This window comes from Enterocloster citroniae, assembly GCF_040545455.1.
Classification (GTDB): domain Bacteria; phylum Bacillota; class Clostridia; order Lachnospirales; family Lachnospiraceae; genus Enterocloster; species Enterocloster citroniae.
In genome coordinates this window covers 1-12,709 of the sequence record NZ_JBEPLZ010000024.1, presented here as the reverse complement: position 1 = coordinate 12,709, position 12,709 = coordinate 1, and the positions used below count along the sequence as shown (strand labels likewise).

At 43.3% G+C, this 12,709-nt stretch carries 14 protein-coding genes; 2 read left to right on the top strand and 12 right to left on the bottom strand.

Translation table 11 applies throughout. The features are described 5' to 3' along the window. Window positions 1-928: 928 nt before the first annotated feature. On the top strand, window positions 929-1,108 hold the full coding sequence (locus tag ABID13_RS22795) for an IS66 family transposase (protein WP_242849319.1): 180 nt from the start codon (window positions 929-931) through the stop codon (window positions 1,106-1,108). A gap of 496 nt (window positions 1,109-1,604) precedes the next feature. Then, window positions 1,605-2,570 (top strand): sugar phosphate isomerase/epimerase family protein, encoded by a 966-nt coding sequence (locus ABID13_RS22790; protein WP_048931138.1) that lies wholly within the window; start codon window positions 1,605-1,607, stop codon window positions 2,568-2,570. Between the two features lie 58 nt (window positions 2,571-2,628). Here ABID13_RS22790 and ABID13_RS22785 read toward each other — a convergent pair whose 3' ends face one another. The 12 genes from ABID13_RS22785 to ABID13_RS22730 all read right to left on the bottom strand — a co-directional run bounded on the left by ABID13_RS22785 (window position 2,629) and on the right by ABID13_RS22730 (window position 12,591). Further along, the gene (locus ABID13_RS22785; RefSeq protein WP_354021265.1) at window positions 2,629-2,715 is read right to left on the bottom strand and encodes a DUF7577 domain-containing protein; all 87 of its coding nucleotides are present in this window, start codon (window positions 2,713-2,715) and stop codon (window positions 2,629-2,631) included. Next, window positions 2,681-2,989, bottom strand: a complete 309-nt coding sequence (locus ABID13_RS22780) for a hypothetical protein (RefSeq protein ID WP_048931139.1) — start codon at window positions 2,987-2,989, stop codon at window positions 2,681-2,683. Before ABID13_RS22780 ends, ABID13_RS22785 begins: the two co-directional genes overlap by 35 nt. Before the next feature lie 385 nt (window positions 2,990-3,374). Continuing rightward, window positions 3,375-3,620, bottom strand: coding sequence for an ISL3 family transposase (locus tag ABID13_RS22775; protein WP_048931141.1), 246 nt, complete (start codon window positions 3,618-3,620; stop codon window positions 3,375-3,377). Window positions 3,621-3,750: 130 nt separating this feature from the next. Beyond that, window positions 3,751-4,545, bottom strand: coding sequence for a sulfite exporter TauE/SafE family protein (locus ABID13_RS22770; RefSeq protein ID WP_048931142.1), 795 nt, complete (start codon window positions 4,543-4,545; stop codon window positions 3,751-3,753). A gap of 562 nt (window positions 4,546-5,107) precedes the next feature. Further along, window positions 5,108-5,452, bottom strand: a complete 345-nt coding sequence (locus ABID13_RS22765) for a DUF1667 domain-containing protein (RefSeq protein ID WP_048931144.1) — start codon at window positions 5,450-5,452, stop codon at window positions 5,108-5,110. 5 nt (window positions 5,453-5,457) lie between these two features. Continuing rightward, window positions 5,458-6,729: an NAD(P)/FAD-dependent oxidoreductase gene (locus tag ABID13_RS22760; RefSeq protein ID WP_048931145.1), complete on the bottom strand. Its 1,272-nt coding sequence runs from the start codon at window positions 6,727-6,729 to the stop codon at window positions 5,458-5,460. Continuing rightward, complete coding sequence (locus tag ABID13_RS22755) at window positions 6,729-8,171, bottom strand: NAD(P)/FAD-dependent oxidoreductase (RefSeq protein ID WP_048931146.1); 1,443 nt, start codon at window positions 8,169-8,171, stop codon at window positions 6,729-6,731. The genes ABID13_RS22760 and ABID13_RS22755 overlap by 1 nt, the downstream gene beginning before the upstream one ends. Before the next feature lie 21 nt (window positions 8,172-8,192). After that, a complete protein-coding gene (locus ABID13_RS22750; RefSeq protein WP_048931147.1) occupies window positions 8,193-8,939 on the bottom strand; it encodes an ABC transporter ATP-binding protein in 747 nt (248 codons plus the stop codon). Window positions 8,940-8,955: 16 nt separating this feature from the next. Next, window positions 8,956-9,717, bottom strand: a complete 762-nt coding sequence (locus tag ABID13_RS22745; RefSeq protein WP_048931148.1) for an ABC transporter ATP-binding protein — start codon at window positions 9,715-9,717, stop codon at window positions 8,956-8,958. After that, entirely contained in the window at window positions 9,693-10,508 is an 816-nt protein-coding gene (locus ABID13_RS22740; protein ID WP_048931149.1) for an ABC transporter permease, read from the bottom strand. The genes ABID13_RS22745 and ABID13_RS22740 overlap by 25 nt, the downstream gene beginning before the upstream one ends. Next, window positions 10,505-11,347 carry an ABC transporter permease gene (locus ABID13_RS22735; protein WP_048931150.1) on the bottom strand — a complete coding sequence of 281 codons (843 nt, stop codon included), beginning with the start codon at window positions 11,345-11,347 and terminating at the stop codon, window positions 10,505-10,507. The genes ABID13_RS22740 and ABID13_RS22735 overlap by 4 nt, the downstream gene beginning before the upstream one ends. A 65-nt stretch (window positions 11,348-11,412) precedes the next feature. Beyond that, window positions 11,413-12,591, bottom strand: coding sequence for an ABC transporter substrate-binding protein (locus ABID13_RS22730; protein ID WP_053095380.1), 1,179 nt, complete (start codon window positions 12,589-12,591; stop codon window positions 11,413-11,415). Window positions 12,592-12,709: the final 118 nt, after the last annotated feature.

Genomic DNA, 12,709 nt, shown 5'->3' with positions numbered 1-12,709 from the left:
GCATAAATATCAAAATCAAAACCACCGACTTTAACATGAGTAATGATATTGGGGACAGAAGCCTTATTCAGCATGGTGGAATCTCCTCCTTTGTGCGGTATTGGATCGATTGGTTCTGCATAACGGATGGAATTCGTATAACAGAAAAAGGCCGGGCAGGGTATGAGGGAGGGGGCGCTGGCCTATGCGGGGCAGGGACGATGTTGTTTATTGTGCAAGATGCACTAAATGATGCGTTGCTTTGTGTGCGCATTGCACAATTAAATTGTTTGAAAATGAAACACAATAGGTTCTTCTGTGTACACAAACCCAATGCGGTCCGCTGAGCCCATAGGTTTGCTAGTTTTGGGCGAAAAAAATAGGGCATTTCGTTTCGCCAGATGGCTGGGAATAAATGGAGATAACAGGCAAAAAACTGCAGATCATGGATGGGACAATCCTGCAAAAAGGTATGTAAAATAAGCATTCTTTGGCTTACGGACAGAAAATGCAGAACAAAAAATAGCGCTTAAGGAAAGTAAAAAGAAAGCGCTTACAATAACGAAAAAAGCCTATAGCGTTTCGTCAGTAAACAGCAGTGTATGCAGATATGAAATGCGTCTTGCGGTAAAAAATGTGCGCCGGATGCATGCTTTCTATGCGGGCATTCGGAACGCTGCTGGATGCTTTAGAACCAGCTGGACCGGAGAAGCTTAAATGATTTCCAGAGGAATGAGGCAGCACAGAGGGTTCAAACATCGCTACGAACCAAATGATCAGAAGCGGTAGTTAGAAAGCAGGGACATCTGCAGGAAACGTACAACGTTCTAAGCTCATGCTGGATAAAGGTGCGCCAGAACAGATTGAGAGGGAAAGGAAAACGTATTGGCGCAGGGGATGAAACTATAAAGTTATTGTCTGTAAGGAAAAAGATAATGGTGTGGACAATATGTATAAGGAGTTATCGGCAAAAGAGAGATTCGACAACAGACAGCGATCTGTAAAGCCTCTTGTCGATGCTTATTTTATATGGTTAAAAGCCTTACAGGGAAAAGCAAACTCAAGCTCCAAACTGAAAGAAGCCATCAATTATTCCATTAATCAGGGGTGTGTGAAGAAATCTCTGTAAAAGCAGATCTTCTATGATAATGGTAGGACTGAAAGCTTCTCTATGAGCATTCAGCCCTTGGTTTATATATACTGCACATATCTGCGTATGTCAAGAACTAGTGGATTCCCACCTGGCTTGAAAGGTTTTTATTTGAACGGCTCGATGAGTATCTCGTCTTCCGAAGAAACGGCAGCGGCAAAATGGTTGAGTTTGGCAATATCAATGCCTACGTAAATCATGAGGTTGTACCTCCCTTTCATAAAGTCTGATACCGTGATATCCACCAACGATTATCATCGTAGACTTGATTGAAATAAGTACTCAGAGTGAAACACTCCGGCAACATCCAGCTATAAACAATTCAGATAAAAGTAGCGGCAATACACTCCTGTTGAGTAGTCAAGCTACAGGATAAAATCAAAAGTCCACAGTATCTGAATGTATTAAACCACAGTTCAAGAAAAATGAAAGGAATATGTTGTTTTTGTTTCTATAAACATCATACAAGGGGAATATGAAAATTGGTATTGTCGCGAATGTTTTGCAGGACAAGCCCTTTGACGAGGCATTGGCCTATTTTAAGAAGTTGGGAATTCAAACGGTGGAGCCGGGCTGCGGCGGTTATGCGGGAAAAGCCCATGTAAATCCTGAAATGTTGCTTGCCGACAAAGCCGAACTTGTGCAGTTTCGCCAGCAGCTGGAGGATTCCGGTCTGACAATCAGCGCCCTCTCTTGCCATGGAAATCCCATCCACCCGGATGCAGAAATGGCCACGCAGTATGACAGCGATATGAGAAACGCTGTCCTGCTGTGTGAGCAGCTGGGGCTGGATACCATTACCTGTTTCTCCGGCTGTGCCGGCGACCATCCTGGGGCCAAATACCCCAACTGGGTCACCTGTCCCTGGCCGGATGACTATCTGAAAATTCTGGAATATCAGTGGAATGACGTGCTGATTCCCTATTGGAAGGATTTTACCGCCTTTGCAAAAGCTCATGGCGTCACCAAAATTGCGCTGGAGCTGCACCCCGGCTTTATGGTGTATAACAGCGAGACCTTAAAGCGCCTTCGGGGTGCCGTAGGTCCTGAAATCGGCGTCAATTTTGATCCCAGCCATTTAATCTGGCAGGGAATGGATTCTGTTGCCGTTCTGCGGGAACTGAAGGAATCCATTTTCCACGTCCATGCCAAGAACTTGAAGATTGACCCCATCAACCGTTCTGTCAACGGTGTTCTGGATACCAAGCATTACAGCGATGAGCTGAACCGCTCCTGGCTTTTCCGAACACTGGGATATGGAAATGACGTGGCATATTGGAAAACCCTCTTCTCTACCCTGCGCATGATTGGATATGATGGCGCTGTCAGCATTGAGCACGAGGACAGTCTGATCAACCGCTTTGAAGGCCTGGAGAAAGCGGTGTCCATGATGAAGGAATGTATAATCATGGAGAGCGAAACAGCCATGTGGTGGGCATAACCATTTCCCTTTCGCTTTCCGTTGTGCCTAGCCTGCATGGATGCCCTCCTCCCCTCCCTCAGGGCAGCTTTTTCCCACATATATTGCAGAAGATATACTCTCCCTCAACCTTAGTACCGCAATAAGGGCATAAAGCACTGTCCACCTCCGGGGGCTGTGGTGCTTCCTCCTTCGGCCCCCAACATCTCATTGAGTGGATCCGATTCCTCCGTTGCATCCGTGATGTCATAAGCGGAGTAGCTGTTTTTACCTATGGCATTTTTGAATTGATAGATGGTGTTTACCAAGTCAACGCCCGTCCAAAGCACACCAAACAACGCCATAATTGGACTGGCCTGGGTTGCCATAAACGTCCAGAACAGGTCAAAGCATATCATAAAGATGCCGACTATACTGCCGCCCAGTTTGATACTCTTCATAGGAGTCCTCCTTCCTGCTACTCTTTCGCAATCTCTGAAAGTTTCATACGCTTCTTACTCAACCGTTCCCTGTGGGAATATAAGGCCTTATATATATTTGCTATGACTGGGGAACAGACCCCTGTCCTGATCCTTCTTCCGTTTCTTCATACTGAAAGTCTTTCATGATTCCAGCTTTTAACATTCTCCGCACCAGTCTGCTTATATTGGGGTCTTTGATTCGCGATTCTATGAACTTCACAATCCATTCATAGTCAAGATGGTCGAAAAAAACTTTGATATCTGCGTCCAATACCCAATTGGTTTTCTCTCTTTCCAGCATAACATTAAGCTTTCTCAGCACCCCATGACTGTTGTTGCTAATCTGATTTGGGTTCTTCCGCAATTATCCGTCTTCCCTATAGCCAAGCATGACTTTTGTCGCAAGCAGCTTCAATCCACATCTCCCATACATCGTTCTCTTTATTGCTTTGATTCGGTTATTGTTCCATTCAACGAACCCATTACTTCTATCACTTACTACAGCATTTTCAACAGCAACCATATCGTTCTCTAACCCTTTTGAAAAACTTTTTATCGCATTTTGTGGCGAATTTTTATATCGGTCTATGAAGGGATATAATAAATTCATGTTCTTCTTATAAAATATTGTAAGTGTCTCAAACTATGATGTAGACAGTATAACAGAAGAACTGTTAACTTGCACTACGCCATGTTTTTGAGGCACTTACCGATATGCTAATTATCTGTTCACTTTTCTGCTACATGAATTGATAGATATTATATACGTTAATCAGTATAATGATAATCATAAGCCCGATAAACAGACGGTTAACCGTATTCTCCTCAACTGTTTTATTAATTTTTCGTCCGACCATGCCTCCCAGCAGTCCTCCTCCCACCATGAGAACCAGCACGCCGATGCCGAACACTGGTACGGTTCCTGTCACCAATGTGTTAATTAAGCTGGTACTCTGGGAGAATAGGATAATATAAAGGGAATTCTCAGCTGCCTCTTTCGTGTCCATAGAGAAAAAATAGAACAGCACAGCTAAATTGATAGGGCCTCCTCCAATACCTAAAAATGAGGAGCAAATTCCTAAAAACAGGCCGAGCAGAATACAGATGAGCAGATTCTTCACATGCAGGGTGTGCACCTTATCCTTATTAACCGTATAAATCAAGATTACGAATGTAATAACCAGCAGACAGGCCGCCTGGATCGCCCCTACTTTATTCGGATCAGAGGATATGGCTGAAACAGCCCGGAATATCACCTTTCCTAACGCACCGCCGATAGCGGCTCCCACTGCTAAAGGCGTTCCTATCTTCATATCCACTCTGGAATAGCCGTTAAGTTTCGATTTTCCTACAGAATAACAGCTCATGGAAAGCACTGTACAGCCAGACAGAAAACTGATGGAAGACACGCTGAGTACGCCAAATGCATCCAGCAGCGGTTTAATCAGTATGCCTCCTCCGATACCGCAAATCGCCCCCGCAACCGATGCGGCAAAACTTACAGCAAAAAAGATTACATATAAATGCAGACTCATGTTTTCTCCTCTATGTATTTTAGGTTATGCGTTTGCAAAACGCCACAGCCCGCATAAATTCGAGCTTTTTTCTTTGCTAAAATACCCACACAGTGTTTATAGTAAAATTGAGATGCCTGATAACAATCAACCATATCCAACTGAAGGCGACTGTACTTATATAATTCCATACAATCAGCTTTCTTTGGCAGATATTTTTCAAATTGCTATTAGGATATTTATGATTCTGACAAGCCTCGTTTCCTTATCTCTCTTACAACAGCACATCTCATTATTGCCTACTTTTGAAAGGGTAATACGCAGGAAGTCTGAGCGTTTGGTGCAATCGCCAGACAACTCCTCGAAATGGCTGACCGGCTCAGAGATGGCGGCTGTGAAATGACCGCAATGGAGAGTACTGCATCTTATTTGGAAGCCTCTGTACAATATGTTGCACTTGCGCATACCGTATTTGACATCGCTGAAACTCTGCTGTCCCTTCATGCACCTCCCTTTATTGTACCAAACGGTGGGTGTTTTTGGATAAACAACGCGTAAATACACGGATTAAATCATTGTATCCTTAAATATTCTTTGTAGCAATCCAGTCAATGCCTGAACCGCATACATCATTCACGATGATATCACCAATCTTAACCGGACTTTTTAAAGTAATGTCCTTCAACAGATCCATCGCCTCAAAGATACACTTCTTTGGGATTCCACCGTTTGTCTTAACCGAGCAACAACTATGAGTTCCGCCCTCTGCCTTTACAATACTCGTCAGAACGCGAGTCGGATTCATAAGTTCTGTTCTTCCGTACTCTTCCCCACGACTACATGCATTACCGGTTATACTGTAGCCATTTTCCTCATCCACACGAAGATGACATCCCTTTGGACATATAATGCAGATTAATTCTGTCATACAGCTTATACCTCCTTCTGTAATTCTACAGATACTATGATTTCATCGCCTTCTACCTTATTCAAAAGAACATTCGGTACCGTAATATGCTCCATCTCACCCGGTGCCATATGCTCTCGTTTGAATTTGGCAATCAGCTTCTCTCCATCTTTCACATGGATCTCTGCATCTCTCAGAACGGAATTGACGCGGAAAGAAATCTCCAACTTATTATCCACATTATCCATACGAATTGCCTGTGGGACTGTATAGGTTACATGATTTCCCTCATTCACCGTAATTACTCTGCCGCCTTCAGGACAACTGCGTTTCATTGCGTATTCTGCTGCAGCTTTTCCCGCTTTCTGGCTTTCTGCTGTAACAAAATCCACTAAATCGTGAACATGAACAACGTTTCCACAGCTGAATACGCCCGGTTCCTGTGTCTCCATATTCTCATAGACAAGTGCTCCTCTGGTAGCATTATCCATTGGAATGCCCGCCTTTATGGTCAGCTCATTCTCCGGAATCAATCCTACAGACAAAAGCAGTGTATCACAATCAAATACCATCTCTGTGCCAGCGATTGGTTTCCTGTCCAATCCCACCTGCGCCACAGTGACCTTCTCCACTCTCTGCAGACCCTCTACATTGGTTACTGTATGGGATAAGTATAACGGAATTCCATAATCATCTAAGCACTGTACAATATTTCGGTTTAATCCGTTGCAATACGGCATCAATTCCACACATGCCAAAACTTTTGCTCCCTCAAGAGTCATTCGCCTTGCCATAATCAAACCAATGTCACCGCTGCCTAAAATTACAACTCTGCGGCCTACCATCCACCCCTCGATGTTCATATATCTTTGAGCAGTTCCTGCAGTAAATACACCTGAAGGTCTGTCTCCCGGAATAGCTACGGCACCTCTTGTCCTTTCACGACATCCCATAGCTAAAACAATAGCCTTTCCTTTCAGGTATACTAAACCTTCCCATACACTACATGCAGTAACAACGTGCTCTTGCACAGCCAGCACCATGGTATCCAGACAAATCTCCACACCTAATTCTTCTGCTTGTTCCACAAAACGAGCTGCATACTCAGGTCCTGTCAATTCCTCTTTGAAATAATGAAGACCAAAACCGTTGTGGATACACTGATTTAAAATACCGCCAGCCTCTTTATCTCTTTCCAATACCAGAACATGCTCTGCACCTGCTTCTTTTGCACTGCAGGCTGCTGCCAAACCCGCCGGACCGCCGCCTACTACTATTACATCATACTCTGTTCTCATCAGCGTCCCTCCTTGATAGCAGAGGTAATGATAAAGCTTCCCTGCTCATCCATCAGAATTTCCTCCTGACTCACACCTAACTCTCTGGCAAGAATCTCATGAACACGCGGTCCACAGAAACCACCTTGACAACGTCCCATTCCTGCATTGCACCGTCTCTTGATTGCATCTACAGTTCTCGGAACAATTGGACGATGAATCGCTTCAATGATTTCACCTTCCGTTACAGTCTCACAGCGGCATATGATACGTCCGTACAGAGGATTATTCTTAATTACCTCCTGTTTTTCCTCATCACTTAAATGGCGGAAAATAATTCTCTTTCTACTGTCAATAAACTCGTCTTTCTCTTTCATTTCCAATCCGCATTCTCTAAGAATACTCTCAGCCTCCTCCGCAATAGAAGGTGCACTTGAAAGACCCGGGGACTTAATTCCTGCAAGATTGATAAAATGAGAACAGATTGGTGATTCTCCAATCACAAAATCTGGAATCTGAGTATTAGGTCTTACACCTGCATACTCATGGATTATTTCTCTAAAATCAATCCCCGGCATAGAACGATGTCCCTCTGCTTTTAAGGTCTCCAATGTAGCAGGATCTGTTCCTACATGATCTCCATCCGGCACTTCATAGCAATCCGGTCCTACCAGCAGGTTGCCATGAACAGTAGGTGTCACACACACACCCTTAAATCCATGCTCATCCGGACATGGGAATACAACTGAGTGCAGCTTATTGCCCTGGCTCTTATCCAGAACAAAATACTGTCCTGCAAAATTCGTCTGATAAAGGTCATTACCTCCAATCAGGTTATATACCTGAGCAGACCAACCACCACCAGCATTAATTACATATTTCGCTTCATACACACCCGAATTGGTTATAACAACAAAATAATCATCTTTCTTTTCAATAGCTGTAACTTCACTTTCCAGTTTCAAATCCACGCCATTGCGGACCGCCGTCTCAGCCATTGCAATACAATACTCCCAAGGATTGATAATAGCAGACCCCGGTGCGTATAACGCAGCTTTGATATTAGGATTCAACCCCGGCTCCAATCTCAGAGCCTCATCATGATCCACAATCCGTACACCCTCTGCACCGTTCGCAACACCTCTTTTATATAACTCTTCGATATAATTAAGTTCATGAGGATTATCATAGGCAATGATGAAAGTTGGCATAGGAATACGCTCTACATCCAGCTTCTCGCAGATCTCCTCTGCCAGCTTGATACCTCTGATATTCAACCTCGCTTCCATACTTCCCACAGGACAATCAAATCCTGCATGGAGAATCGCTGTATTTGCTTTCGTACAACCGTTAGCCACATCATTGTAACGTTCGCAAACACAGACAGACAGGTCATAGCGTGATAACTGATATGCCGTTGCTGCACCGATCACACCACACCCCACAATCAATACGTCATACATACTTTTACCTCCTTATGAGCCTTACCACCACTTAATCTGATCTGTAACATACTGGCGGATTTTAATAAATTCCGGAGAAGTAACATCTCGTGGTATCGGCAGATCCACATCAAGCACTTCTTTGATTGTTGTAGGTTTATTTGAGAGAATCATGACCTTCTCTGCCAAATATACTGCCTCTTCAATATTGTGGGTGATAAAGAGAACCGTAGCCCCTGTCTCTTTCCACAAACGCAAAACCTCATCCTCCAGATAGAAACGCAGTTTGATATCCATCTGTCCGTAAGGCTCATCCATAAGCAAAAGATCCGGATTCATCGCAAATGCTCTTCCGATGATGATTCGCTGTTCAGTTGACACAGAGAGCTGGTGAGGGTAAGAATTGCGGAATTCTTCCAAGCCCATCAACTTTATGATCTTCTCCACTCTTACATCAATTTCTGCCTTTGGAAGCTTTTTTAATTCCAATCCAAAACGGAGATTCTCTTCAACAGTCTTCCACGGAAGTGCAGATGGCTCCTGAAAAACAAACGCCAGATTATGCTTTCTTGGGTCAGCACTTTCTCCATCAATCAAAAGATCTCCCTTTGTAGGCATATAAATTCTGGTAAGCAGATTTAAAAATGTTGTCTTTCCACAACCGGTAGGTCCTACGATACAGACAAATTCACCTTTTTTAATATTAAAAGAAATATCATCTAATACCCTGAGACTTCCGAAATTTTTTGTCAGGTTCTGTACCTGAACCTTATAATTATTATCGTTCATATTCGTACCTCCCCTGTTACAGTGCCAGATCTGTGTTATCGGAAATTTCTTTTCTCAGTCGAAGAAACTCTGAATCGACAGTACTTCTTGGGCGAGGCAAATTAACCTCATAGACGGCTTTTACATGGGCTGGACAGTTGCTTAATAATACAATTCTATCTGCCAGATAAAGTGCCTCCTCAATATTATTAGTAACAAATACAACCGTACGTTTCTCGGTCTGCCAGATACGCTGTACCTCTTCCTCCATAGCATAACGAGTCTGAGCATCCAGTGCTCCGAATGGTTCATCCATCAAAAGAATCTGAGGATTATTGGTATAAGCACGTGCAATACTTACTCTCTGTTTCATACCACCAGAGAGTTGGTCAGGATAACTTTTCTCAAAACCCTGAAGACCTACCAGATCAATGTATTTCTGAGCAATCTCCCTGCGTTCTTTCACCGGCACACCCTTAATCTTTAATCCAAACTCTACATTCTCCATGACTGTTTTCCACGGCATCAGAGCACGTTTCTGGAATACCATGCCGATTCTCTCATCGCTTCCCTTCAGTTCTTCGCCATCCAAACGAATACTGCCGTCAACAGGTGCTTCCAAACCGGCGATCATATTCAGCAAAACAGTCTTACCGCAGCGTCCCGGACCTAAAAGTACCAAAAATTCGGATTCATAAACATCCATGGATACGTCCACGGCCGCATCAAACACTTTACTATTCACAATGTAACTTTGAGAAATGTGATCTAAACTTAAACTGATTTTCTTACCGTCCATGGACATACAATCCTTTCTAAAAGTTGAATCAAAATTGCCAGCATATATCCCACGATACCGATGCAGATCATCGCAAGAAGACAAAGCGGATAATCACCGGAATCCATGCCACGTACGATTAAAAATCCAACTCCGGATTTTCCCCCCAGCATCTCTGCTGCCAATACTACCATCCATCCTGCAGAGGTAGAATTTCTGATACCTGCAAAAATTGCATCCAAAGCAGACGGAATTGCAATCTCAAATAACATCTGCCTATTATTAGCATTGAAGATAGTTCCGATATCCAAGTACTCTTTCTCTACATTAGAAATTCCTGCATGGGTGTTTACTACTACCGGCATCAATGCACCGATAAACACGATAAGTACTTTTGGAAACTCACCAATTCCAAACCACATGGTAACAAGCGGTACCCACGCCAGCGGAGGTACTGCACGGAACGCTGTAAAAATCGGTCCCAAAATAGCATTTGCCTTCTTATTCCATCCAATCAGGATACCAAAAGAAATACCTAACGCCCATGACAGACCAAGTGCAATAAACACACGTTGAAGACTTGCCCAGATATGCCCCATAAGCCCAAGACCCTTGATCGGCTTATTGAGAAGTTTTATATAACGCTCCCATACCTCTGCCGGGGAAGGGAACTTAGATGCCGGATTTGAAGATGCCAAAACCCAAAGTCCTACAAGAAGCAAAATCGAAATGACAGGCAATACCTTGTAAATACGGTTTCGCAATATTTCTTTACGCTCATATTCGCTGAGAAGTAATACCTCTTTTTTCATTTCTTCCACCCCAGAACCTTTCCTTCAACACGGCCAAGAATCCATGTGAAAATAACTCCAAGCATACCAATTACTACAATACCAAGAATAATAATATCCGGCCTTGCAAAAGAACGTCCCTGCTGAATCATATACCCCAGACCCAAATTCGCTGCCAGCATCTCTGCTGCTACAAGAGTTGCCCACGCATTACCCAATGCTACACGAACGCCTGCAAACGTCATAGTCAACGCAGATGGAATACCAATTTTCCTAAAAATCGTAAAATTAGAAGCACCGCAAACTTTTCCTACATTAATCAGTGCCTGGCTTGTCTGTCTGATACCTGTGTATGAATTGATTACACATGGTACAAAGGCGGAGAAGAATACGATAAACGCTTTTGCCTTTAATCCCAATCCCATCCAGATGATGGTAATCGGAATCCATGATACCGGTGGAATCGGACGAAGAATCTCAAAAATCGGACGCATAAAGCTGTCAAATCCTCTAAACCATCCCATAAACAAACCAAGCGGAATTCCGATGACAATTGCCAGGAAAAATCCTGATAATGCAACCTGTAAACTGGATAAAATATGTGCACCTAATACAGCTCCATCCGGATTCGGATCTGTCAATTTTACAAAAAATAATTTCACTACATCTGATGGCATAGGAACGTATCTGCTGGGTAGCCATCCAAACATAACTGCAAACTGCCACAATAATAAAAATGACAAAACGCCAATCACAGACAGCATTGTAAGCTGATATGTATTTCTTTTTTTGTCTGTTTGCACCTTAGCGATACGCTCTTCGTCCGACAGACGATGAGTTGCTCTCACGCTGTCACTCATTCTCATACCTCCTTAAAAACAGAGGGTGCTCCAATGGAACGGATGCACCCCTGTAATGTCTAAAGCTACTTAATCGCATTTGCAATAGCAGGATTTACAAGTCCTTTGTCAAGGATGGCCTGGCGATCTTCCTCTGTATAGTTACCCAGAGTAATGAAGAAGTCTAATGTCTCAAACAACTGGTTGGTTGCAGGAGAAACGTTGCCTCCTTTGCCATTACGGTCAGCTTCTTCTCCTGTCATAGCTGCTACTGCCTCATCAAGAGTTGTACACTGAAATTCAGCAATCAGACGAGCTACTGTCTCTTCAGTTACCGCTACGCCTTCATCATCACAGGACTCCATGAATAACTCTTCTGCTTTTGCCATGTTCTCTTCGCTGGCCTTGCACCACTCCCAGGTCTTGTAATAAACCTGGTAAGCTGTGGAAATCAGATCCGTCTTATTCTCAATAGCATCACTGGTTGCACAGATACCGCTGATATTATTCAGATTCATCTTTCCAATATCGGTAACGCGTACGTTGCCATCAAGTTCTGCTGCTACTGCAAATGCATTCCATACACACAGTGCATCTCCTTCGCCTGTCTGGAAAGCAGTCAGACATGTCCCTACCGCAGTATCGATAATCTCAATATCATACGCTTCCAAATCCTCAATGCCAATACTTGCCATATACTGCATGAACATATACTGAAGAGTTGTTCCCTTATTCAACAGAACTTTTTTACCTCTCCATACTTCCGGATTAGTGGTATCTTTTGCCAGGTCTGTGTCAGGACGAACAAATAATCCTGTATTAAACTCATTATCACAGATTCCGATCATGTTCATATCGTAGTTCTTCATACCATTCAATACACCAGGACCACCTACATCACATACATCCCAATCTGCACTCGCTTCCATCATAGCAGGACCGCCTGTGAAGGACTGATACTCTACATCAATATTCAGTTCATCGAAAAATCCCATCTTATCTGCCACATACCAAGGCATGGAATGTGCGGAACCAGCAAAGAAACCAATACTTAAAGTTTCTCTTTCTGCCAATGGTTTAAGTCCAAGAGTACTGTCTGCTGCAGCCTCTGCAGCTTTCGTTGCTTCTGTTTCTTTTGCTTCTGTTTCTTTTGCTGCAGCTACCTTTGTCTCAGAACTTCCAGAACCTCCACATGCAGTAACACTACCTGCTCCAAGTGCGATAACACCTGCTAATACTAATAACTGTTTCATACTTCTCTTCATGTTTTTTCTCCCTTCTTTTAGTGGGTAGTGTCAAGTTTCACTACCTGTTTTATTGTTTAAACCTTGATTTTATGGGAGTTTGCAATAAAAAGAGCAATAACCTCCCTTTTTTTGGTAT

Coding starts and splice junctions, on each gene's coding strand:
- ABID13_RS22795 (WP_242849319.1), top strand. CDS start 929: ATGTATAAGGAGTTATCGGCAAAAGAGAGATTCGACAACAGACAGCGA.
- ABID13_RS22790 (WP_048931138.1), top strand. CDS start 1,605: ATGAAAATTGGTATTGTCGCGAATGTTTTGCAGGACAAGCCCTTTGAC.
- ABID13_RS22780 (WP_048931139.1), bottom strand. CDS start 2,989: ATGAAGAGTATCAAACTGGGCGGCAGTATAGTCGGCATCTTTATGATA.
- ABID13_RS22775 (WP_048931141.1), bottom strand. CDS start 3,620: ATGAATTTATTATATCCCTTCATAGACCGATATAAAAATTCGCCACAA.
- ABID13_RS22770 (WP_048931142.1), bottom strand. CDS start 4,545: ATGAGTCTGCATTTATATGTAATCTTTTTTGCTGTAAGTTTTGCCGCA.
- ABID13_RS22765 (WP_048931144.1), bottom strand. CDS start 5,452: ATGACAGAATTAATCTGCATTATATGTCCAAAGGGATGTCATCTTCGT.
- ABID13_RS22760 (WP_048931145.1), bottom strand. CDS start 6,729: ATGAGAACAGAGTATGATGTAATAGTAGTAGGCGGCGGTCCGGCGGGT.
- ABID13_RS22755 (WP_048931146.1), bottom strand. CDS start 8,171: ATGTATGACGTATTGATTGTGGGGTGTGGTGTGATCGGTGCAGCAACG.
- ABID13_RS22750 (WP_048931147.1), bottom strand. CDS start 8,939: ATGAACGATAATAATTATAAGGTTCAGGTACAGAACCTGACAAAAAAT.
- ABID13_RS22745 (WP_048931148.1), bottom strand. CDS start 9,717: ATGGACGGTAAGAAAATCAGTTTAAGTTTAGATCACATTTCTCAAAGT.
- ABID13_RS22740 (WP_048931149.1), bottom strand. CDS start 10,508: ATGAAAAAAGAGGTATTACTTCTCAGCGAATATGAGCGTAAAGAAATA.
- ABID13_RS22735 (WP_048931150.1), bottom strand. CDS start 11,347: ATGAGTGACAGCGTGAGAGCAACTCATCGTCTGTCGGACGAAGAGCGT.
- ABID13_RS22730 (WP_053095380.1), bottom strand. CDS start 12,591: ATGAAGAGAAGTATGAAACAGTTATTAGTATTAGCAGGTGTTATCGCA.